The 22079-nt window shown below is 72.8% G+C and carries 22 protein-coding genes; 7 read left to right on the plus strand and 15 right to left on the minus strand.

The genetic code is table 11. The features are described 5' to 3' along the window. Positions 1 to 8: 8 nt before the first annotated feature. The 8 genes from IFT73_RS05910 to IFT73_RS05945 all read right to left on the minus strand — a co-directional run bounded on the left by IFT73_RS05910 (position 9) and on the right by IFT73_RS05945 (position 7844). On the minus strand, positions 9 to 1076 hold the full coding sequence (locus IFT73_RS05910) for a lysyl oxidase family protein (protein WP_192166775.1): 1068 nt from the start codon (positions 1074 to 1076) through the stop codon (positions 9 to 11). A gap of 9 nt (positions 1077 to 1085) precedes the next feature. Continuing rightward, entirely contained in the window at positions 1086 to 2417 is a 1332-nt protein-coding gene (locus IFT73_RS05915; protein WP_056608716.1) for a glycosyltransferase, read from the minus strand. Continuing rightward, positions 2407 to 3375 carry a polysaccharide deacetylase family protein gene (locus tag IFT73_RS05920; RefSeq protein ID WP_192166776.1) on the minus strand — a complete coding sequence of 323 codons (969 nt, stop codon included), beginning with the start codon at positions 3373 to 3375 and terminating at the stop codon, positions 2407 to 2409. The genes IFT73_RS05915 and IFT73_RS05920 overlap by 11 nt, the downstream gene beginning before the upstream one ends. Beyond that, positions 3372 to 4649, minus strand: coding sequence for a nucleotide sugar dehydrogenase (locus IFT73_RS05925; RefSeq protein ID WP_192166777.1), 1278 nt, complete (start codon positions 4647 to 4649; stop codon positions 3372 to 3374). Before IFT73_RS05925 ends, IFT73_RS05920 begins: the two co-directional genes overlap by 4 nt. Further along, positions 4646 to 5365: a WbqC family protein gene (locus tag IFT73_RS05930; RefSeq protein WP_056608724.1), complete on the minus strand. Its 720-nt coding sequence runs from the start codon at positions 5363 to 5365 to the stop codon at positions 4646 to 4648. Before IFT73_RS05930 ends, IFT73_RS05925 begins: the two co-directional genes overlap by 4 nt. A 187-nt stretch (positions 5366 to 5552) precedes the next feature. Beyond that, on the minus strand, positions 5553 to 6359 hold the full coding sequence (locus tag IFT73_RS05935) for a LamG-like jellyroll fold domain-containing protein (RefSeq protein ID WP_056608727.1): 807 nt from the start codon (positions 6357 to 6359) through the stop codon (positions 5553 to 5555). 208 nt (positions 6360 to 6567) lie between these two features. Then, the gene (locus tag IFT73_RS05940; protein WP_192166778.1) at positions 6568 to 7050 is read right to left on the minus strand and encodes a hypothetical protein; all 483 of its coding nucleotides are present in this window, start codon (positions 7048 to 7050) and stop codon (positions 6568 to 6570) included. Beyond that, positions 7047 to 7844, minus strand: a complete 798-nt coding sequence (locus IFT73_RS05945; protein ID WP_192166779.1) for a universal stress protein — start codon at positions 7842 to 7844, stop codon at positions 7047 to 7049. The genes IFT73_RS05940 and IFT73_RS05945 overlap by 4 nt, the downstream gene beginning before the upstream one ends. 203 nt (positions 7845 to 8047) lie before the next feature. On the opposite strand from IFT73_RS05945, the gene IFT73_RS05950 reads away from it, so the two are divergent. Together IFT73_RS05950 and IFT73_RS05955 are read left to right on the plus strand one after the other, a co-directional pair. Next, a complete protein-coding gene (locus IFT73_RS05950; RefSeq protein WP_192166780.1) occupies positions 8048 to 8518 on the plus strand; it encodes a universal stress protein in 471 nt (156 codons plus the stop codon). Between the two features lie 103 nt (positions 8519 to 8621). Then, positions 8622 to 9047 (plus strand): pyridoxamine 5'-phosphate oxidase family protein, encoded by a 426-nt coding sequence (locus IFT73_RS05955; RefSeq protein ID WP_192166781.1) that lies wholly within the window; start codon positions 8622 to 8624, stop codon positions 9045 to 9047. Here the strand turns inward: IFT73_RS05955 and IFT73_RS05960 are convergent. Both IFT73_RS05960 and IFT73_RS05965 read right to left on the minus strand, forming a co-directional pair. Beyond that, positions 8998 to 9573 (minus strand): flavodoxin domain-containing protein, encoded by a 576-nt coding sequence (locus tag IFT73_RS05960; RefSeq protein ID WP_192166782.1) that lies wholly within the window; start codon positions 9571 to 9573, stop codon positions 8998 to 9000. The two genes, IFT73_RS05955 and IFT73_RS05960, sit on opposite strands and share 50 nt — an antisense overlap. A 6-nt stretch (positions 9574 to 9579) precedes the next feature. Next, complete coding sequence (locus IFT73_RS05965; protein WP_192166783.1) at positions 9580 to 10428, minus strand: universal stress protein; 849 nt, start codon at positions 10426 to 10428, stop codon at positions 9580 to 9582. Between the two features lie 176 nt (positions 10429 to 10604). Between IFT73_RS05965 and IFT73_RS05970 the strand changes: the two genes are divergently transcribed. Next, on the plus strand, positions 10605 to 12293 hold the full coding sequence (locus IFT73_RS05970) for a GAF domain-containing sensor histidine kinase (protein WP_192166784.1): 1689 nt from the start codon (positions 10605 to 10607) through the stop codon (positions 12291 to 12293). Positions 12294 to 12299: 6 nt separating this feature from the next. Here the strand turns inward: IFT73_RS05970 and IFT73_RS05975 are convergent, their stop codons facing one another. Beyond that, positions 12300 to 12941, minus strand: a complete 642-nt coding sequence (locus IFT73_RS05975; protein WP_056608747.1) for a response regulator transcription factor — start codon at positions 12939 to 12941, stop codon at positions 12300 to 12302. 175 nt (positions 12942 to 13116) lie between these two features. Here IFT73_RS05975 and IFT73_RS05980 point away from each other — a divergent pair, with 175 nt between their 5' ends. Both IFT73_RS05980 and IFT73_RS05985 read left to right on the plus strand, forming a co-directional pair. Continuing rightward, a complete protein-coding gene (locus IFT73_RS05980) occupies positions 13117 to 13632 on the plus strand; it encodes a universal stress protein (RefSeq protein WP_192166785.1) in 516 nt (171 codons plus the stop codon). Next, complete coding sequence (locus IFT73_RS05985) at positions 13629 to 14765, plus strand: glutathione-independent formaldehyde dehydrogenase (RefSeq protein WP_056608753.1); 1137 nt, start codon at positions 13629 to 13631, stop codon at positions 14763 to 14765. The genes IFT73_RS05980 and IFT73_RS05985 overlap by 4 nt, the downstream gene beginning before the upstream one ends. A 78-nt stretch (positions 14766 to 14843) precedes the next feature. On the opposite strand, the gene IFT73_RS05990 is transcribed toward IFT73_RS05985, so the two are convergent. Then, the gene (locus IFT73_RS05990; RefSeq protein WP_192166786.1) at positions 14844 to 16391 is read right to left on the minus strand and encodes an MFS transporter; all 1548 of its coding nucleotides are present in this window, start codon (positions 16389 to 16391) and stop codon (positions 14844 to 14846) included. A gap of 244 nt (positions 16392 to 16635) precedes the next feature. Between IFT73_RS05990 and IFT73_RS05995 the strand changes: the two genes are divergently transcribed. Next, the gene (locus IFT73_RS05995; protein ID WP_056608759.1) at positions 16636 to 17118 is read left to right on the plus strand and encodes a DUF2231 domain-containing protein; all 483 of its coding nucleotides are present in this window, start codon (positions 16636 to 16638) and stop codon (positions 17116 to 17118) included. Between the two features lie 59 nt (positions 17119 to 17177). Continuing rightward, positions 17178 to 17849 (plus strand): VIT family protein, encoded by a 672-nt coding sequence (locus IFT73_RS06000; protein ID WP_192166983.1) that lies wholly within the window; start codon positions 17178 to 17180, stop codon positions 17847 to 17849. On the opposite strand, the gene IFT73_RS18830 is transcribed toward IFT73_RS06000, so the two are convergent. From IFT73_RS18830 to IFT73_RS06015, 3 genes are read right to left on the minus strand one after another with little or no spacing between them, the layout of a single operon-like run. After that, positions 17842 to 18429 carry a GNAT family N-acetyltransferase gene (locus tag IFT73_RS18830; protein WP_162248853.1) on the minus strand — a complete coding sequence of 196 codons (588 nt, stop codon included), beginning with the start codon at positions 18427 to 18429 and terminating at the stop codon, positions 17842 to 17844. The genes IFT73_RS06000 and IFT73_RS18830 overlap by 8 nt on opposite strands. Beyond that, positions 18426 to 21146, minus strand: a complete 2721-nt coding sequence (locus tag IFT73_RS06010; RefSeq protein ID WP_192166787.1) for an HAD-IC family P-type ATPase — start codon at positions 21144 to 21146, stop codon at positions 18426 to 18428. The genes IFT73_RS18830 and IFT73_RS06010 overlap by 4 nt, the downstream gene beginning before the upstream one ends. Further along, positions 21143 to 22078: a carbamate kinase gene (locus IFT73_RS06015; RefSeq protein WP_192166788.1), complete on the minus strand. Its 936-nt coding sequence runs from the start codon at positions 22076 to 22078 to the stop codon at positions 21143 to 21145. Before IFT73_RS06015 ends, IFT73_RS06010 begins: the two co-directional genes overlap by 4 nt. Between the last annotated feature and the right edge of the window lies 1 nt (position 22079).

Below are 22079 nucleotides of genomic sequence, written 5' to 3' on the forward strand. Positions count from 1 at the left end.
GCACCGTCTCAGAGACCGTCGGTCGCGGAGAGCAGGGTGACCGCGTTGCCCGCGATGCGGATCTGCGCCGAGGCCGAGTTGTTGGTCTCGTTGCTCTCCTGCCAGAAGTTCTGCCAGTCGGCCGTGACCCGCACCAGGTAGGTCCCGTCGGGGATCCCGGTGACGTCGATGCCCTGGTCGGGCAGCGAGCTCGGGTAGGTGTCGCCCCACCCCACCGAGAGCCCGTGCACGATGTGCGTCGCGGCGGGGAGCCCCTCCCCGCACGACCCCTCGTGCGTGTAGACGGGCGCCAGCGGGACGTCGGGGTGCTTGGGGCTGCCCGGCCAGTCGCGGTACGTCGTGTTGTCCTCGAAGCAGAACCCGTGCTTCTCGCCCTGCCGCAGGCGGGTCCCGGTCGCGTTGAACAGGTCGTACGAGTCGAAGTCGCGGATGTGCCAGTGGCTGTGCCCGTCACCCGCGTAGTAGAACGTCGCTCCGGTCGGCGGGAGCGTCGTGGTGCTGCCGTCGGTGCGGTGCACGACCTGACGGCCGACCCAGTCGGTCGACGTCGACGACGACCGGTCGCCCGTGATCTCCAGCGGTCCCTTGCCGATGTTGGCCGTGACGGCCGGGAACTTGAGCAGCTTGACGCCCCCGGCGTTGGTGATCGTGAACTGGCGCAGCGTGCGCACGCCCGTGTCGGGCAGCAGGGTCGTGCCCGTCGGCGTCCCCGTGCCGACCGTCACGGCCGTGCCGACGGTCGCCCGGGCGCGCAACCACGTCCGCGACTCGCCGTGGCCCGACAGCACGTAGCCGTTCGCGGGGATCGCCATGTTGCCGACGCCGTCGGCGACGGTCGTCACGACGCCGTTGACGACGGCGGCCTCGAAGCCGTACGCGTTGGTGCCGGTGCGCGCCCCGAAGGCCGGCGTGTACCGCACGAGGTAGCCGGACGACCGGCGCACGTCGGTGCCGCTCAGGGCGTGCGACTGCCCGCCGATCGTGACGGTCTCGCCGGCCGCCTGGGCGGCCGGGGCGGCGCTGAGCGCGCACGCGGCCAGCACGAGGGCGCCGAGGGCGATGCGGAGACGTCTCATGGTCCGTTCCTACTTTCCGGGGGTGAGGGCGACGGGAGGATCCGCGACCGCCTCGTCGGGACGCGGCGCGTCGGGTGCGGAGGGCTCCCGGGTGTGCCACGAGGTCGAGCGCAGCTTGGTCAGCGCCCAGTAGGCCGCCGGGCGCAGGATGACCAGGCCCAGCAGCGGGTAGACCGGCGACAGGGCGAACTGCACCCACCGGTCCTTGGTGGTGAAGCCGGGTCGGTAGATCGCGTAGATGGCCGACTGCGTCACCGAGCAGATGACCCACCAGGCGAGGCCGTGGTAGAACACCGGGTTGTCGTAGCGGACGGCCAGCGTGAGCAGCGCCGCCACGATGAACGGCCACGCGAGGCAGAACGCCAGCGGCATGACGTAGAACAGGATCACGAGCGGGCGCAGGTTGGTCAGCACGAAGCCGACCCCGAGCCACGCCGACTTCGACCACCTGAGCCGCTGGTGGAACGCCCCGGCCCACGTCGTGGGCAGCTGCGTGCTCGCGATCGCCTCGGTGACACCGACGACGTCGCCGCGCAGCAGCGCGTAGAACGACAGGCGACGGTCGTCGCCCGCGGTCCCGGACGTCAGGTAGTCGTCGAGGTTGTCGTAGACCACCGCCGACCGGTAGATCGCGAGCGCACCGGACGTCGGGCTCACGATGCCCATCCACGAGCGGGCCATGCGGTAGAGCAGGCACGACGTCACGACGTTGATGTCGGTGAGCCGGGACAGGAAGTTGGTGCGCCAGTTGCGCACCAGGATCATCCCGGTGGCGGCCTGCACCCGCTCGTCGCGCATCGACCGCAGCATGTGCTCGAGCGCGTCGTCGTCCAGCACCGAGTCGGAGTCGACCGTGAAGATGTAGTCGAACTCCTCGGGCGCGAACAGGTGCAGCACGTGGGCCTGGGCGTGCCGCTTGCCGGCGTTCGGCGTGCGGTGCCACGTCACGAGCGGGTCGTCGAACGTCTCGAGCGGCACGACCGAGCCGTCGTCGACGACGTGGATCGCATCGGGCAGGATGCTCTGCCGCAGCATCGACCGCACGACGTCGTGCAGCAGGTGCGACTCCTCGTTGTACGTCGGGATGATCGCGAGCACGCGGCCCGCGGCCGGTGGCAGGTGCGTGAAGCTCTTCCAGTAGATGCCCGAGACCATGAAGTAGACGATCAGCAGCGCCATGAGGCCGAAGAACGTCGACAGGAACACCGTGTCGGACGAGAAGCCCCACTGCACGTGCGACCACACGACGTAGGCCGTGAACAGGAGCACCGGGACGAGCGCGAGAGCACGGCGTGCCCCGCGCAGCGGACGGCTCCGGTCGACCAGGCGCTCAGTGGGCATGACGGCTCCCCCTCGACGCGAGCCGGAACGTCACGACGATCGTCATCGTGACGACGACGCACAGCAGCAGGATCTGCGCCTGCCCCACCCCGATGCCGAACAGCGTCCAGGCCGGTGCCTTCGACAGCGGCGGCGTGCTGATCGCGGCGGACGGATCGGGCACCAGACGCTCCAGGGGCGTGCCGTGGACCGGCTTCAGCGGCCCGCCCATGACCTCGTCGACGGTCCTGACGGTCGTCGTCGCGGGACGGGTGCCGAGCCACGTCACGAAGGCGTCGAGGTCCTCGGGCGTGATCGCGGTGGTCCCGGCCTCGGAGCAGTGGCAGACGCGCGTGAAGGTCAGCGGGAGCCACCCGCCCCCCGTCGCCTCGACCCGGGCGACCTGCTCCTCGAGCTCGGGTGCGGTGGCGAGGGTGCTGGTGCGGATGCGGAAGTCGTCCGTCGGCGGGAGCGTCTCCGCCGCGGGGCACGACGAGCAGTCCGTCTCGGACCTGAACAGGCCGGCGTACTCCCGCGCGCTGTTGTAGCCGCAGTCCTGGGCCGCGGCCTTGACGCGCGCCGTCCCGGCGCCGTACGGGTAGGCGAAGCTCGTGACCTGGAAGCCCAGCTGGGCCAGGGTGGTGCGGTCGTCGCAGATCTGGGCCCGCGCCTGACGCTCGCCCACGCGCGAGAGGTCGTTGCCGTACAGCGAGGCACCGCCGATCTCGTTGCCCGAGCGCGCGATGCCGCGCAGCGCCGCCAGGCTGAGGTGCGCGGGCGACTCGATGTAGCCCGAGTTGACGTAGAACGTCCCGGTCACGCGATGAGCCGAGAGGAGCTGTGCGGCCTGCTCCTGCGACGCGAAGGTGCCGTCGAACGTGATCGACACGACGGTCGGCGCCGTCACGGTCGTGGCGGCGCCCGCCGGCAGGGCCGTCGCGACGACGAACGCGAGCACGACCAGGGCGCCGAGACTCACAACGCGACCACGTGCGGAGACGGCTCCATCGCGTGCCGGCAGTCGAGGACGAGCCGGGCCTTGAGCGCGATCTTCTCGTAGTCGAACTCGGCGTGGTGCGTCGCGATGACGACCAGGTCGAACGACTCGACCGCGCCGGGGAGCTCCTCGAGCTCGAGCGCGGAGGTCCGCGTCCACCCCTGCACGTGCGGGTCGCACGTCGTCACCGCCGCCCGCTCGCGCAGCAGCGCCTCGACGACGTCGACGGCGGGAGACTCCCGCAGGTCTCCGACGCCCGGCTTGTAGGCGAGCCCCAGCACCAGCACGCTCGCCCCCCGCAGCCCTCCCGGTCGGTCGCGCAGCACCTGCGACGCACGCCTGACGACGTAGTCGGGGCGGCTCGTGTTGATGTCGTCGGCCAGCTCGGCGAAGCGGAACCGTCGGCCGAGCGCCGTGCGGGTCTGCCAGGCCAGGTACATGGGGTCGATCGGCAGGCAGTGCCCTCCGACGCCCGGCCCCGGCACCCAGTACGCCATCGAGTGGCCCTTGGTCATCGCCGCGTCGAGCATCTCGTGGATGTCGATGCCCATGTCGTGGCAGATCTCGGACAGCTCGTTGACCAGCCCGATGTTGACGTAGGCCTGCGTGTTCTCGAAGACCTTGGCCATCTCGGCGATGCGCGGGCTCGAGACCGGGACGGTCCGCTCGACGATCGTGCCGTAGAAGCGGTCGATGACCAGCAGGCCCTCGGGCGTCGTGGCGGACACGAGCTTGGGGGTGTTCTCGAGCGTGTGCTGCGGGCTGCCGGGGTCGATCCTCTCGGGCGAGAAGCCCAGGTGGAAGTCGACGCCCGGACGCAGACCGGACGACTCCATGAGCACCTCGGCCAGCAGGCCCTCGGTGGTGCCCGGGTACGTCGTCGACTCCAGCACGACGGCGGCGTCCCGGCGGAGCATCCGGCCGATCATCCGGCCGGCGGACGCGACGTACGACAGGTCGGGGACGTGCTGCGTCAGCGGTGTCGGGACCGCGATGACCGCGACGTCGAACGGCACCTCGACGTGCTCGTCGGCCCCGTCCGGGTCCCAGCCCAGGCGGGCCGTGAAGCGTCCGGACGCGGTCGCGGACCGGATGCGGTGGTCCGTCGCGTCCTCGATGTACGTGACCCCTGCGCACAGGAGCTCGATCTTGCGGGGGTCGAGGTCGATGCCGACGACCTCGTGGCCGACCTCGGCCGCCCGCAGCGCCAGCGGGAGGCCCACGTACCCGAGCCCCACCACGATCACGCGGCTCATGACCGGCCCGCCAGGACGGCGTCGCGCACTCCGACGCGCTCGCCGCGGTGCTCGTGCGGCTCGTCCTCGGTCAGGACGACCGACAGCGGGTCCTCGTGGTCGAACAGGACCGTCAGGATCGAGTCACCCGTCACGGGCCGGTGCCTCGACCACACGACGGGGATGCCCGCCTCGACGAACTCGGCGCAGTCGCCCATGTACGTCCGGGCCCCGGTCCCCGAGAGGTACTCCATCGGCCCGTCGAACGCCCTGATCACCGAGATGATCCCGGCCGACCCGCGCTCGTTCTCGCCGGCCGGACGGCTGAAGGTCAGCGGGGTCTCGATGCCGAGCAGGTCGCGGACCAGCAGGATCAGGCGGAAGTTGAGCTCCCACAGGACGTCGGTGCGAATCGACAGGATCTCGTCGCAGATGCGCGGGCCGTGGACGTCCCAGAACGCCGGCTTCCGGGCGCCGTGCGTGTAGCGCTTGACGATCTCGTCCGCGAGGTGACCCGTCGCGCCGGCCGCCAGTCGCTTGACGTTGATCGGGTCGGTCACGGGGCCCTTGACGAGCGGGACCGTGACCCAGCCGCCCCGCATCGTCACGCGGCGCTGGTAGCCCTTGTGCACGTACTGGTCCCAGATCTTGAGGTCGAACAGGTCGGCCTTGGCCATCTTGTGCCAGAAGCCCGAGTACGGGAGCAGGTCGGGCTGGTGGGCGGAGTAGACCGTCACGACGGCACCGCCGATCCACGTCCACGACGGACGACGCCCCGCTCGGTCCCGGCTCCGTGGGTGTCCCTGATGCGATCCATTGCCGCTTCCCTTCGACGACCTGACGGTGATGGGCACCAGTAAGGCACGGCGTCAGAAAACAATCGTCAAAGCGGCGCGGCCCTCCGATCGGGCCGGGAGCGCGGGGTCAGCGGGCGCGCTCGTGGGCCCTGATGCGCGCGGCCGGGAGCTCCCTGTCGTAGAACGCTACCGGGCCGACGGCACCCTTGAAGTAGCTCTGGAGGTACCCCGTGCCGATGCGCAGCGGCGCCGACCCGCGGGTCGGCCTGATGCGGTAGTCGGCGAGCGAGTCGGTGTCGCGCAGGACGCCGTTGCGGTAGATCTTGACGTAGCCGGACGGGTACCGCGACGACGTCGCGCGGGCGTTGAACACCAGCGTCATGTGGATCCACCGTCGCGGGACGACCTTGGTCTGGACGTAGGAGCCCGCGCCGAGTCCGCCGCGGGCGTTGAACGCGTACCCGCTGAGCCGGTTGGGCCGGTTCTCGTCGTTGCGCCGGGAGTACATGCGGGCGTACCACTCGTGCTGTCCGGGACTGCCCTTCCCGAGCACGTAGACGTAGCCGCTGCCCTCGTCGTCCGCGAACTGGAGCGTGTCGGGCCGGATCAGGTAGTCGACCGTCAGCACGCCCTTCGTGGCGATGCTGAACCTGCGCGACGACCTGAACGACACGTGGTCCCCCGCACCGTCGAGCACGACGGCACGGTCGCCGTTGCGCATCCGCGTCAGACGGGCGTCGCCGTGCAGCGTGCCCGACCGCCTGCCGGTGACCAGGTCGCGGTCGCCGGCGACGAGTGCCGTCGGGCGGTCGGCCAGCAGGGCGCGGGTGTAGGCCGAGGGCCTGGCCGCGTCGGCCGGTGCCGTCGCCAGCACCCCCGCGCCGACGATCAGCGTCGCTGCGGCCGACAGTCGGACGGCGTGACGGAACTTCACGGTGGTCTCCCTCCACGTGGTGTGTGGTGAGAGCGTAAAAGAATCGTGAAAGCGCCGCTGACACGTCGAGGCCGGCTGAGCGTGGAGGGGCGCGCTCCGTGCCGGTGAGGTGGGTCACACCCTCCGCGGAAGATCGCCGCTCGGGACTGTGATCTGTGTCACGCGTTCGTGGAAAATCCCCGGGGTTGCAGGGCTGGAGGTAGAGGCCTCAGCGCGAGTGCTGCGAGGGCACCACCGCGACCACCGGCCACGGGTGCCGCGGGGTCGTGGCACCCACCGCGCGACGCGCCAGCGGCAGCAGGTGACGGTGCGTCTCCACGAGCTCGGCGGCCATGACGACGCAGGCGGCGCGGCCCATGGCCGTCGCGATCTCGCCGACCTCGTCGTCCGGCACGACCCGCACCGAGGCGACGATGCCGTCCAGGTCGCGACTCCACCACACGACGTCGCGCCAGAGCGCCGACGACGCGACCGTGCGACGCAGCTCCGAGGAGCCCGCCAGCAGCTGGACGACGACCAGCTCGCCCGTGCGCCGGGCAGCCTCCTCGATCGCCCGGCGCACCACGGCGTCCTGCGAGCCCCTCGTGCCCTCCGGTCCGACGACCGCCACGACGTGGTCGTCGCGGTCGGGCCGACCGTCGCGCTCGGCGCGCACCACGACGGGCCGGCCGGCAGCTCGTCGACCGGTCATGCCGGCTGCCCCGCCCGGTCGTGGGCGCGAGGCACCACGGCCACCGGCGCGGCCGAACGTCGCAGGAGCCGCGAGACCACCGCCCGCGACGCCGGCCGGTGATGGTCGGCGAGCGGCTGTCCCACGACCAGCACCGACGCGTGGACGCTCGCGGCCAGGCAGGCGTGCACCGGGTGGTCCGGCTCGACGTCGGTGTGCACCGTGACCTGGGGGAACCGGCACCGCCACCGGTCGACGGCCTGCTCGAGCAGGTAGCCCCGCTGCGAGCTCGTGGCGTGGTCGCCGCCGACTCCGGCCGCGTGCACGACGTGCAGGGGCTCTGCGCGCAGGACGGCGGCGTGCATCGCGAAGGCCAGCTGACCGTCGACCTGGTGGCCGGCGTCCAGCGCCACCACGACGCGGCTCGGTCGAGGTCGCCGGGACGGCGCCTCGGGCACGACGATCACCGGGGTGTCGGCCCGGACCACGACGGCCCGCGAGATCTCGGTGCCGATCGCCCGGGCGATCCAGGCGGTGTCGTCCGCCCCGACCACCACGACGGACGCCAGCCGCGACTCGTCCAGCAGCACCTGCGTCGCGTCGCCCCTGACCGTCGCGTGCTCGACGACCAGGCCGCGGTGCGGAGCGGCGACGGCGGTGACGTCGTCGAACAGCGGCGGCGACGTCGCGGGATCGTCCGTCACGTGCACGACCCTCAGTGCGCTGCGTCGTCGCGCGGCCTCCCCGGCCGCGAACGCGGCCACCTGCAGGTGTTGTCCGTACCTGACACCCAGCACCACGGGGAGCCCGTCCATCGCGCCCACCTCCTTCGTCCTCGCCAGCGTCGGCGATGCCCGCCGATGCGGGCACGAGCCAAGGGCCCGGGCACCGGGGACCTTCGGCACCCGCCGACGCCTGCCCAGAGTCCAACGTCCCGACCCCGAGGGCGGGCCTTCCCTCCCGGGGTGCCCGCCGGCCACCGACGCTGGGGCAGATCGGGGCACGAACGGAGACACGCATGGCGAGGAGGACGTCCTCGATCGTCGTCAGCATCGACGGCGGGTACGCGTCGACAGCCGCGCTCGAGCTCGCCCTGCACGAGGCCGAGCTGCGCGGCACCCACGTGCGCGCCCTGGTGTGCTGGCCGCCCGAGGCGCGGCACGACGACGGCGAGGTGCTGCTGTGCAACACGCACGCCCAGGCCGCCGACCTCCTCGACATCGTCGTGGAGACCGTGCGCAGGCGCCACCCCGACACCGCACCCGTCGTCGGCCAGGTCCTCCACGCGCCCGCGTCGGCCGCCCTGGTGGAGGCCTCCGCCGACGCCGACCTGCTCGTGCTGGGGTCGACGGCCGGCACGCCGACGGTGCAGCACCACTCCCGCAGGATCCTGATGCACTGCCTCGACCTCGCGATCTCGCCCGTCGTGGTCGTGCCGTGGACGTTCGACGCGCTCGCCGCCCGCACCGGTGGACCTTCGTCCCGCTGACGGGGGCTCAACGGCCGTGTGGCCGCTCGGTGTGGGCGACGACCATGGTGCTGCGGACCCGCACGGGCACGCGTCCGTCAGCCGCTCCACCGAGAGGCGCACCATGACCACCCACGACCACGAGCACCGCACCACGATCCGCGAGATCGCGCACCGGGAGTGTCTCGAGCTGCTGACCACGACGACCGTCGGCCGCGTAGCGTTCGTCGGACCGGACGGCGTCGAGCTCGTGCCGGTGAACTTCGCCCTGATCGGCGGAGTCGTCTACTTCCGCACGCTGCCCGACGGCTTCCTGGCCCAGCTGGCGCGAGGCACCCGGGTCGCCTTCGGGGTCGACCACCACGACGACACCTACCGGGACGGGTGGAACGTCACGGTCAAGGGCACCGCCTCGCAGGTCGAGGACCGCGCCACGATCAACCTCGTGCTCGGGCACGGCCGCCTCCGCCCGTGGGCCGGCGGGGTCCGTCCGATGGTCGTCAGGGTCGAGATCGACTCGATCGCCGGACGCCGCGTCTCAGGTCACTGACGACCAGCTCGCGGGCGATGTGCTCGGTCCAGGCGTCGACGACCCGCCAGTCGCGACGGTCGCCGGACACTGTTCGCGCCACCGTGGCCACGAGTCGCCCGACGACCGACCGCCGCGACTGACCCAGCGCCCCGCCGAACACCATGTGGCCGCGGGCCTCGCCGAGACGGGCCATCGCATCGGCCGAGACGACCTGCTCGTTCTCGCACTCGACCTCCGACACCGGACCGGTGCTGAACAGCCACAGCCTGGCCAACGGCTCCTCGCGCACGTACTCCAGCGCCTTCGCGGCCGGGCGCATCCAGTGACCGTCGAGCACGGCGCTGCCGAGGACGACGGCATCGGCACCGTCGAGCACGCGGAGGTCGGCGAGCTCGACCCGCTCGACGCGCTCGGTCCCGGGGAGCAGGACGTGGAGGTGATCGGCGACCCGGTCCGCGATCTCGCCGGCGGTGCCCCCGTGGCGGCTCGCGGCCGCCACGAGCACCCGCCGCACGACGACGGGGCACGCCTGCTCGTCACGCACGGCCGGTCACCGGCCGTCGTAGTCGGCGGGGACGACCGCGACGGGGCACTGGGCGACGGCCAGCACCCGCGAGGCGAGCGGCCGCGACACCCCGAGGCGCAGCGTGTGGTGAGGACGACCCACGACGACGAGCTCGGCCGCGCGGGTCGCGCGAGCCACCGCGGCCGCCGGGTTATCGTGCACCGCGCCCTCGAGCACCATCACGTCGGGGCGCCTCGTCCGCCACGTCGCGACCGCCGCGGAGACATCGGCGCGCGCGGCCTCGGCGTCGCTGGCGAGCGTCCCGGGCGGTGTCGCGTGCAGCACGTGGAGCAGGCAGTCGCGCGCGCCGGCCTCCTCGAACGCCAGCCGCAGGGGGCCGGCCGCCGACGTCTCACCGTCGAGCGCGACGACGACCTCGCCGTCCGGCCCGGTCGGGAACTCGAGCTCCGGCACGACCACGACGGGGCACGGCGCACGCATCGCCAACCGCCCCGCGACCCTGGTGCGCAGGATCCGCTCGTACCACGGCACGTCGTCGGCGCCGACCACCACGAGGCGCGCCCCGCGCGCCTCGCGGTCGAGCGCGTCGATGGGCGCCTGCTCGGTCAGGACGAACTCGGTGTCGAGCCCGGGGTGGGTCTGGTCGAGCACGCGACGCGCGTCCGCCAGCACCTCCCTGCCCGCGGCGACCTCCCGGTCGAGCATCGCCCTCTCGGCGCCGAGGTAGAACTCGGCGGACTGCGCACCGGTTCCCACCGCGTGCACGACCCGCAGCCCCGCCCCGGTCGAGCGGGCCTCGTCGGCGGCGAACGCGACGGCGCTGGGCTGCTTGTCGGCGATCGCGACGACGACGGGTCTCGGCCTGGTGCTCATGTGCCCTCCTGGATGCTCACGGTCCAGCATCCGTCCGGACCGTCGCCGGCCTCCACGGACTCGCGACCACGGCTCGAGGGACGAAGGTCCGCAGACGACCCCCTCGAGATGGCCGGCTGGCCCTCGGCCGCGCGTAGTCTGACGCTCGACAGCACCTTCGGACCCCTGGGAGCGACATGAGCCATGACCAGTCCGAGATGGGCGGGCCGACCCTCGAGTTCGAGGCGCTCCTGCGTCACTTCGTCGAGCGCGCCGAGACGCTGATGGGCTCGCAGGCCCGCATGCGCGACCTGATCAGGGTCAACAACGACCTGACGAGCAACCTCGACCTGCCCACCGTGCTGCGCCGCATCGTCGAGATCGGCCTCGAGCTGATCCAGGCGCGGTACGGCGCCATGGGGGTGATCGGCGACGAGCGGCGGCTCGAGCAGTTCATCCACGTCGGGATGGACGACGAGACCGTCTCGCAGATCGCCCACCTGCCCGAGGGGCGCGGACTCCTCGGGGCGCTGATCGACGACCCGCGCCCGGTCCGCCTCGCGTCCATCGCGGCCGACGACCGGTCGAGCGGCTTCCCCGCACACCACCCGCCGATGGAGAGCTTCATCGGCGTGCCCATCCGCGTCCGCGACCGCGTCTTCGGCAACCTCTACCTGACCGACAGCCGCAACGGCCGCTTCTCCGCCGACGACGAGGAGCTCGCCCAGGCCCTCGCGGGCACCGCCGGCATCGCGATCGAGAACGCGCGGCTGTTCGAGGACTCGGAGTACCGCGCGCGCTGGTCGACCGCGCTCGTCGAGGTCTCACGCCGCCTGATGTCCGCCGACGAGGGGGACGAGCTCGACGTGCTGGTCGAGCGCCTGCGTCACCTCGCCCAGGCCGACCTGGTGAGCGTGGCCCTGGTTCCTGCCGACGACGAGGGCACGATCGTCGTCGACCGCGCCGTCGGCCTGGGGGCCGACTCGCTCGTGAAGATGTCGTTCCCGGTCGGCGACACCGTCGCCGCCGAGCCGCTGCGGACCGGCGAGGCAGCGATCATCACGTCCCTGGCCGACCACGCGTCCCACGGCTTCGAGGAGCAGTCGATGCTGGGCAGCGCCATGATCATCCCGTTCACCACCGGCGCCCGGACCATCGGCATCCTCTGCGTGGCGCGCGCCCAGGACCGCCCGCCGTTCGCGCCTCGGGACGTCGACATGGGCGTGTCGTTCGCGGGCCACGTCAGCCTCGCGCTCGACCGCACCGAGGTGAGGGTGACCCGCCGCCGCATGGCCCTGCTCGAGGACCGGTCGCGCATCGCCCGCGACCTGCACGACCACGTCATCCAGAGACTCTTCGCCACGGGCCTCAACCTGCAGGCCACGGCCGTGGGCGCCGATCCCGAGACCGCCGCGAAGATCATGGCCCAGATCGGCGAGATCGATGCCGCGATCACGCAGATCCGGCAGAGCATCTTCGCGATCCGCCGCGACCCGGACACGACGTCGTCGAGCCTGCGCGCACGGATCCTCGAGATCGTCGACCGCTCCGACGGGCAGCTGCCTCACCGCCTCCGCGTCACGTTCCTCGGCCCCGTCGACCTGCTCGCCGACGCGGGACTGACCGACGACGTGTCGGCAGCGCTGACCGAAGCGCTCGCCAACACGGTGCGTCACGCCAGGGCGACACGCGTCGACATCACGGTCTCGGCGGTGGCCGGGCAGGTCACGATCGAGGTCGTCGACGACGGGATCGGCATCGGCGACGTCGACGCGCTCAGCGGGCTCGCGAACCTGCGCGACCGCGCGGCGGCGCGGGGCGGCACGTTCGAGGCCCTGCCGGCCGCATCCGGCGGCACGCGGGTCTCGTGGTCCGTGCCCGTGTGACGGGCCTCAGGGGCTGTCCAGCAGACGACTGGCGAGCACGGCCGCTTGGGTGCGACGCTCCAGGCCCAGCTTGGCCAGCACGTTCGACATGTAGTTCTTGACCGTCTTCTCCGCCAGGAACAGACGGTCGCCGATCTGCCGGTTGGTCAGGCCCTCGGCGACCAGCTCGAGGATCCTCCGCTCCTGGGCCGTCAGCGACCGCAGCTCGTCCGGCTCGCCCGGCTCGCCCTCGCGGAGCCTCTCCATGACCTTGGCCGTCACGCTCGGATCGAGCAGGGATCCGCCCGCGGCCACGTGGCGGACGGCGGCGACGAGGTCCTGCCCCGTGACCTGCTTGAGGACGTACCCGGCCGCTCCGGCCATGATCGACGCGAACAGGGCCTCGTCGTCGTCGAACGACGTCAGGATGATCGCCTTGGTGGCGGGGTGGGTCGAGCGGATCTGCCGGCACACCTCGATGCCGCTCCCGTCCGGCAGGCGCGCGTCGAGGATCGCGACGTCGGGTCTCAGCGCGGGGACCCGCGCCAGTGCCGCGGCCGCGGTGCCGACGTCGCCGACCACCTCGATGTCCCCGCTGCTCTCGAGCAGGTGCTTCAACCCGGCCCGCACGACCTCGTGGTCGTCGAGAAGGAACACGCGTACCGTCATCGATCCTCCTTGGACGGCGTCGCGGGGGTCGACGCCGGCAGAGCGTTCATCCTGAGGTCCCTCCGGCCGGTGGAGAAGGGTCGAAGGTCCCTTGCCGACGGGGAGACCGACCCTCCTCCCCGGCCCCTCCCTCGCCCACGCTCGGGGCAGGGGCCGACGACCACGGAGGCGACCGATGACGGCACTGGCACGCGTCGTGGTGGGCGTCGACGGCAGCGACTCGTCGGCCGACGCCCTCGAGCTGGCCCTGCGCGAGGCGCACCTGCGGGAGACCCACGTCCTCGCCGTGACGTGCTGGCCCCTGGCCGTCCACCACGACGGTTCCCTCACGACGCTCTGCGCGACGCGCGGGCAGGCGATCGAGCTGCTGGAGGACGTCATCGTGACGGTCCGGCTCCGGCACCGCCTCCCGGCCCTCGTCCTGCGCCAGGTCGACGACGACGAGCCGGGCAGGGCCCTGGTGAAGGCCTCGCGAGGAGCCGAGCTCGTGGTGCTGGGCTCGTCGCGCCGCGACGGACCGACCGTCCGCCGCTGCCTGGTGCATGCCGAGGCGCCCGTCGTCGTGGTCCCCCGGGCCGCCGGCACGGACGGTGCTCCCGAGGTTCCGGACGTCCGGGGTCGTGTGCGTCCGCCGGGGCTGGGTACTCCTCCGTGGTCCAGGGGCGAGAGACGATCAAAGGAGCAGCCATGAAGGCGCTGGTGTACCGCGGACCGCACGACGTCCGTGTCGAGGACGTCGACGACGCGACGATCGAGGACCCGACCGATGCGATCATCCGCATCACGACGACCAACATCTGCGGGTCAGACCTGCACATGTACGAGGGCCGCACGGCGGTCGAGGAGGGCACGGTGCTCGGGCACGAGAACACCGGTGTCATCGAGGAGGTCGGCAGCGCGGTCGGCCGCTTCAAGGCCGGTGACCGGGTGTCCGTGCCGTTCAACATCGGCTGCGGCACCTGCAAGAACTGCCAGACGGGCTGGAGCTCGTTCTGCACCCGCATGAACCCGATCGAGGGCATGGACGGTGCGGCCTACGGCTACGCCAACATGGGCCCCTACCGCGGCGGGCAGGCCGAGTACCTGCGCGTCCCGCTCGCCGACTTCAACCTGCTCGCGCTGCCGCAGGGCACCGAGCACGAGAACGACTTCACGATGCTGTCGGACGTGTTCCCGACCGGGTGGCACGGCGTCGAGCTGTCGGGCATGAAGGCCGGCGAGACCGTCGCGGTGTTCGGCGGTGGGCCCGTCGGGCTGATGGCCGCGCACGCCGCGATGATCAAGGGCGCCAGCCAGGTGTTCGTCGTCGACCAGCAGGCCGACCGACTGAGGCTCGCCGAGCAGATCGGCGCGACGCCGATCGACTTCAGCGCCGGTGACCCGGCCGACCAGATCATCGAGGCGACGCACGGCGCCGGCACCGACCGTGGCGTCGAGGCCGTGGGCTACCAGGCGCACGACCACCAGGGCGACGAGCACCCCGAGCTCGTGCTGGACAACCTGGTCAAGACCGTCCGCACGACCGGCGGCATCGGCGTCGTGGGCGTGTACGTGCCGGAGGACCCGGACGCCGCCGACGAGGGCGCCAAGGAGGGTCGCATCGGCTTCGACTACGGCACCTTCTTCACGAAGGGCCAGAGCATGGGCACGGGCCAGGCGCCGGTCAAGCGCTACAACCGTGAGCTGCGCGACCTGATCGTCGCCGGGCGCGCGACGCCGGGCTGGATCGTGTCGCACGAGCTCTCGCTCGGCGAGGCCGCCGACGGGTACGACCACTTCGACAAGCGCGAGGACGGCTGGACCAAGGTGCTGCTCCACCCGTGATCACCGGGTGGCGCAGGACGGTCGGACCGCACACGTGCGGCCGGTCGTCCTGCGCCACCGGCCGGCCGCCGCGGCCGGTCAGGCGTGGGGACGCTCGCCGCTGACGACGTGGTCGGCGTGGTTCAGCCCCTCGCGGACGAGTCGCTCGACGTGCCCGCCACGCAGCGAGTACAGGGCCGTCCGCCCCTCGCGCAGGACGTCGACGACGCCGGCCCGGCGCAGCTTGGCCAGGTGCTGGCTGACCGACGTGCGGGACGCGTCGACGGCCTCGACGAGGGCCGTGACGGTCTGCGGCCCCTCCGTCATCAGCCACAGCAGCTCGAGGCGGGTCGGCTCGCCGAGCATCGCGAAGATCTCCGAGCCGTGCGCCAGTCGCGTGGCGTCGGGGCGCGCGGGGTGGTCGAGACTGGCGTCCTCGGACGGCTCGGGCGATGACCAGGTCATGGCAGCGACGGTAGCGGCCAGCGCGGCCACCACGGCGAGCGCCGCCGTCGCGGCGGGGACCCCGGCGGCGCGACCGACCCATCCGGCCACGGGGTAGGCGAACAGGTAGCAGGCGTGCGACAGCGAGAAGTGAGCCGCGAACGCCGTCGGCCGCTCGGCGTCCGAGACGGCGGACGTGATGACCTGACCCGTCGGCGTCAGCACCGCCGAGCCTGCCGCGCCCAGGACGAACCAGACGACCAGCAGCGTCGGCCAGGTCGGCGAGGACGTCACGAGCACCGCCGCGCCCAGGGCGGCGGTGACGGCGACCGCGCCGCCCAGCATGACCTGCCGCTCCGAGCGGCGGCGCAGCACCCGCGGCAGCGCGAGCGCCACGACCATCGATCCGGCACCGAACACGCCGAGCGCGACGGCCACCGAGTCGGCGCCGCCGCCCAGGGTCCCGCGCGTCACGACGACGGTGTTCACGAGCACCGTGGCGGTCGCACCCGCCGCCGCCAGGTCGAGGGCGACGACCGCACGCAACCGGGGTCGGCCCGCGAACAGGCGCACGCCCGCCGTCAGCCGGCGACGGAACGGCTCGGACGCCTCCACGGGTACCGCTCCCGCGCCCTGCCGCGAGCCCAGCACCAGCAGCGCCGAGCCCACGAAGCCGATCGCGGTGCCGGCGAACAGGCCGTGGTACGAGACGACCAGCAGCGCGACGGCGGCCACGAGCGGGCTCAGCACGGCCTCGAGGTCGTAGGCGAGCCGCGAGAACGACAGCGCCCGCGTGTAGTCGTCCTTGCGCGGCAGGACCGTCGGCAGCAACGCCTGGTAGGTCGGCGTGAACGTCGCCGAGGCGGCCTGCAGCACGAAGATCAGCACGTACACCTGCCACACCTGGTCGACCCAGGGCAGCGTCGCGGCCACCAGGACCCGCACGACGTCCGAGCCGACCAGGACGACACGTGGCGCGAGCCCGGCCACGATCGCGGCCATGGCCGGGGCGACGCCCACGTACGCCACCATCTTGACCGTCAGCGCCGTCGCGACCACGGCTCCGGCCGACCCCGGGGCGATGTCGTACGCCAGCAGGCTCAAGGCGACCGTCAGCAGACCCGTCCCGAGCAGCGCCACGACCTGGGCACCGAGGAGACGGCGGTAGGGCGCGGAGCGCAGCGCGGACGGGGCGGTGGACATGCCGACACGATATGTGCACGTTCACGCACACGTCGAGTCGAGGGGGCGCCGCCGTCGCGGGGACGTCTGGCACTGGTGGTCGCGGCGCCGCGCCGACACGATCGGGTCGTCGTCCCGATTTGACCAGGATTTGACGCGGGCATGACCCGGCCATGAGGCGACGAGACCGAGACTCTCCAGGTGGCTGCCGTCACGCACGCGCTGCGCCACCACCTCCCCCGCTCCCACCTCCCGAAGGACGCCCATGCCGAACGACTTCTACGGCCTCCCGCTGCACCCGCTGATCGTCCACGCGACGGTCGTGATCATCCCGCTGGCGGTCCTGACCGTGATCCTCGGCGCCGTGTGGCCGCGATTCCGCGCGTGGGCCGGGCCGCTCCCGGTCGGCCTCAGCCTGGTCGGCCTGGTCCTCGTCCCCCTGAGCACGTCGACCGGCGAGACGCTCGAGAAGCACGTCGAGCGGTCGGCCCTGCTGGAGAAGCACACGCAGATCGCCGAGGGGCTGCTCCCGTGGATGATCGCGCTGTTCGTGCTGTCGGCGGTCGGCTACGCGCTCCACTGGCGCAGCACCCGGGGCCACTCCGTGACCCGGGCCGTCACGGTCGCTGTCTCGGTGCTGGCGATCGTCGCCGCCGTCGGGGCGTCCGTGCAGGTGGCCCGCATCGGGCACAGCGGGGCCAAGGCTGCCTGGGACGACACCGACATGAGCTCCTCGGCCCGTCCGTGAGCGGCCCCGAGGGCCAGGAGGTCCCGGCCGCCCACGAGGACGAGGCGCACGACGGCGGCATGGCCGTGCGGCTCAACTGGCTGCGTGCCGGCGTCCTCGGCGCCAACGACGGCATCGTGTCGACGGCGGGTCTCGTCGTCGGCGTCGCCGGCGCGACGTCGTCGCGTGGCGCGATCTTCACCGCCGGACTGGCCGGGCTGGTCGCCGGCGCCGTGTCGATGGCGCTCGGCGAGTACATCTCCGTCAGCAGCCAGCGCGACAGCGAGAGGTCGCAGCTCGCGCTCGAGCGCCGCGAGCTCGTCGAGCTGCCGGACCAGGAGCTCGACGAGCTCGCGGCGATCTACCGGCGCAAGGGCCTGTCCACGGCCACGGCCAGGCTCGTGGCCGAGGAGCTGACCGAGCACGACGCCCTCGCGGCCCACGCCGACGCCGAGCTGCACATCGACCCCGACGGGCTCACCAACCCGTGGCACGCCTCGGCCGCGTCCGCCGTCGCGTTCACGCTCGGTGCCCTGCTCCCCCTGGCGGCGATCCTGCTGGCTCCGGCCGGCGTCCGCATCGTCGCGACCGTGCTGATCGTCCTGATCGCCCTGGCGGTGGCGGGGACGCTCAGCGCGCGCCTCGGTCACAGCAGCATCCGCCGCGCCGTCACGCGCGTCGTGGCCGGTGGGGCGGCCGGCCTGATGCTGACCTACCTGATCGGGCGGCTGTTCGGCACCGCCGTCAGCTGAGCCCCTCGAGGTCTCGCGCGCGACGTGCGGCCTCCGACGCGGCTGCGTGCTCGACCGATGCGTCGCGCGCCCCCGTGTCGAGCGCGGTGCTCATCCGGACGGACACCTCGGTGCCGTCGCGCCGGACGTGCACCGCGAAGCCGGCGTCCTCGAACACCTGCAGCATGGGGTGGTTCGTGGCCAGGACGTCCGCCACGAACCACGCGACGCCGGCGGCCCGGGCGTCCGCGGCGGCCCGCTCGAGCAGCAGCGTCGCGACGCCGCAGCCGTGCGCGTCGTCCGCCACCAGGAAGGCGACCTCGGCCGACGACGGGTCGAGCCGTTCGACGTCCGCGACGCCGAGCACCCGGTCGTCGCGGGTCAGCACGTAGGCCGTCACGGACGGCGATCCCGAGAACAGGTGGTCGAGGTGCCGCGGCACGGTGCTCGCGCCGAGGCCGAAGAACCGCGTGTAGAGGTTCTGCTCGCTGGTGCGGGCGAAGAGCTGCTCCAGCGCGGCGCGGTCGGACGCCACCAGCGTCCGCACCACCGCGTGCCTGCCGTCGGCCAGCACGACGGTCGCGGGCCGCGCCGCGCTCACGCGCCGACCACGCGGCGGGCGCGGCCCCGGCGCCACGTCTTCTCGACCACGACGACCGGGACGACCACGAAGCCGGCCGCCGCGGCAGCGACCCACTGGAGGGCGCCCAGGCCGCTCGACCCGAACACGTCCTGCATGAAGGGCACGTGGACGAACGCCGCCTGCAGGGCCACGACGGCGGCGATGCCGACGAACACGTAGCGGTTGGAGAACAGACCGATCGTGCGGACCGGCTCCTTCAGCGTGCGGCACGTCAGCAGGTAGAACGCCTGGAAGAACATGAGCGTGGTGACGGCGAGGGTCTGCGCCTCGGCGAGTGCGCCGTCGCCGGGCGTCCGGTCGCCCGACAGGGGCTGGCCCGTCACGTCGAGCGACACCAGGAAGACCCCGACCGCGACCGCGCACATCAGCACCCCGACGTAGGCCGTGCGCACCAGCACGAATCGCGACAGCAGCGGCTCGTGCGGATCGCGCGGCCGGTGCGACATGATCGCGGCCTCCGGGGCCTCGAACGCCAGCGGCAGGGCGAGCGAGACCGTCGCGATCAGGTTGATCCACAGGATCTGCACCGGCTCGACCGGCAGGACGGGCTGACCGCCGACGACGGGGAAGGCCAGCACCGCCACCACGATCACCAGTCCCTCGCCGACATTCGTCGGGAGGGCGAAGGCGAGGGCCTTGACGAGGTTGTCGTAGACCCGCCGGCCCTCGGCGATCGCGGTGCGCATCGTGCCGAAGTCGTCGTCGCCGAGCACGATGTCGGCGGCCTCCTTGGCCGCAGCGGTGCCGGCGAGGCCCATCGCGACCCCGACGTCCGCCTGCCGCAGCGCGGGAGCGTCGTTGACCCCGTCCCCCGTCATGGCGACGATCGCGCCGCCCGTCTGGAGCGCCGTGACCAGACGCAGCTTGTGCTCCGGTGCCACGCGCGCGAAGACCCTGGTGCGTCCGACGCGCTCGAGCAGCTGGGCGTCGTCCAGCTCGTCGATCTCGGCGCCCGTGAGCACCGGCAGGTCGCCGACGATGCCGAGCTCGCGCCCGATGGCCGTCGCGGTGGCGGGGTGGTCACCCGTGATCATCCTGACGTCGATCCCCGCCGCGTGGCACTCCGCGACGCTCTGGGCCACGCCGGCACGGGGCGGGTCGATCATCGCGACGAGCCCGAGGAGCTCGAGGGTGGCCGGCCACGACGCCACGTCGGTGACCTCGCCGCGGCACCGCGCGAACGCCAGCACCCGCATGCCCTGTCCCGCGAGCCGGTCGACCGCCTCCCGAGCCGGGACGGCCACGGCCTCGGCGACGTGCCCCAGGATCACCTCCGGTGCACCCTTGACGTACGTCATCGGCTCGGGGACGTCGTCGGGCGTCTCGACCACGCTCGCCATGTAGCGCCGGTCGGCGTCGAACGGCAGGAGGTCGACCCTCCGCCGGCGGGCCAGGTCGGCGCGCGACAGTCCGGCCCGGTCGGCCGCCGCGAGGAGGGCCCCGTCGGTCGGGTCGCCGTCGACGCGGCGGTGCGGACCCTCGCCCACCAGACGGCTCTCGTTCGCCAGCACCGCCGCCACGAGGAGGTCGCGCACCGAGGCCGGCAGGTCCGCGACCGGTTCCCCGTCCCGCACGACCCGCCCCTCGGCTGCGTAGCCCTCTCCCTCGAACGCCACCTCGGTGTCGGGCGTCCAGGCCCGGCGGACCACCATCTCGTTGCGCGTCAACGTGCCCGTCTTGTCGGTGCACACGACGCTGGTCGCCCCGAGCGTCTCGACCGCCGGCAGCTCGCGGACGATGGCACGGCGCGCGGCCATGCGCCGGACGCCGATCGCCAGGGCGATCGTGACGATCGCGGGCAGCCCCTCGGGGACGGCGGCCACGGCGAGCGTGATCGCCGCGAGCGCGGCGTCGGCCGGCGAGTAGCCCCTCAGCAGCGCGACCGCGAGCAGGACGACCGTGACGCCGGCGATGGTGAGGGTGACGCGCGATCCCATCCGGGCGATCGACCGGGTCAGGGGCGTCGTGGTCGCCTCGGTCCTCGTCACCAGCCCGGAGATGCGGCCCAGCTCGGTGCTGTCGCCGGTCTCGACGACGAGGCCGCAGCCCGTGCCGCTGCTGACGATGGTGCCGGCGTGCAGCACCGACGACCGCTCGGCGAGCACCGCGCCGGGTGCGACGCTGCGGCTCGACTTGTCGACCGGGACGGACTCGCCGGTCAGCGCCGACTCGTCGGCCCGCAGACCGTGGTCGTCGACGAGCCGCAGGTCAGCCACGACCTGGTCGCCGGACGACATCTCGACGATGTCGCCCGGTACCAGCTGTTCGGACGCCACGGCCGTCCAGTCACCGTCGCGCAGGGTGCTGGCCGGCGCCGCGACCATCTCCGCGAGTGCGCTGATGGCCCGCCCGGCGCGGAACTGCTGGACGAACCCGATCGCCGAGTTCAGCACGACGACGGCCAGGACGACGGCGCCGTTGACGACCTCGCCGAATGCGAGGGCGACGCCGGCCGAGGCGATCAGCGCGTAGATCAGCGGGCTCGCGAGCTGCCGCAGGACGACCTGCCACCACGCCGGCCCGTCCTGGTGCGCGAGGGTGTTCGGACCGTAGACGCGGGCTCGCCGGGCGGCCTCCTCGCTGCTCAGGCCGTCGCGCCCCGCCGACAGCGCCTCGAGGGTCTCGTCGACCTCGAGGTCGTGCCAGGTCGGGTGCCGGCCGTCGACCGCCGTCACGGACGGAACTCGATGCCGGTCGCGTCGGTCGTGACGACGGTCCCGGCCGTGCCCGCGAACATCTTGTCGATGTCGGTCAGCGACCCGATCACGGCCGACAGACCCGTCTCGCGGGCGAACTGGCCCGCGGCCCGCACCTTAGGGCCCATCGACCCGGCCGGGAAGTCGGCCGGATCGAGCGCGTCGGGGTGGGCGCGGGCCACGAGCCGCTGGTCCGGTCCGCCCCAGTCGGTGAAGACCCCGGCGACGTCCGTCGCGATCACCAGCAACCGAGCGCCGAGGTCGCGCGCGAGGACGGCGCTGGCGAGGTCCTTGTCGATGACCGCCTCGACCCCCACGAGGGTGCCCGTGGCCCGGTCGCGGGCCGTCGGCACTCCCCCGCCGCCCGCGCAGATCACGACACCGTGACGGTCGAGGATCCACTGGACCGCCTCGGTCTCCAGGATTCGGAGCGGGGTGGGCGACGGCACCACGCGGCGCATCGCGTCGCCGTCGGCCCTGACCTGCCACCCGTGGGTCGCCGCGAGCTCGTGGGCCTGCGCGGTCGTGTACACCAGGCCGACGAGCTTGGTCGGGTCGCCGAAGGCAGGGTCGTCGGCGTCCACGAGCGTCCGGGTGACCAGGGTCGCGACGACCCGCTCGTCGCCGAGCCGGTTGCCGAGCTCCTGCTCGATCAGGTACCCGAGCATCCCCTCGGTCTGCGCCCCCAGGACGTCGAACGGGTACTCGCTGACCTCGTCGTACGACGCGGCCTGCAGCGCCAGCAGGCCGACCTGCGGGCCGTTGCCGTGCGAGACGACGAGGTCGTGCTGACGGGCGACGTGCGCCAGCGGGACGCACGCCTCGGCGATCGACGCGCGCTGGCTCGCCACCGTCATGGGCTCCCCCCGGCGCAGGATCGCATTGCCCCCGAGGGCGACGACGACGAGCACG

Origin of the sequence: Aeromicrobium sp. CFBP 8757 (assembly GCF_014841755.1) — a bacterium.
Taxonomy (GTDB): domain Bacteria; phylum Actinomycetota; class Actinomycetes; order Propionibacteriales; family Nocardioidaceae; genus Aeromicrobium.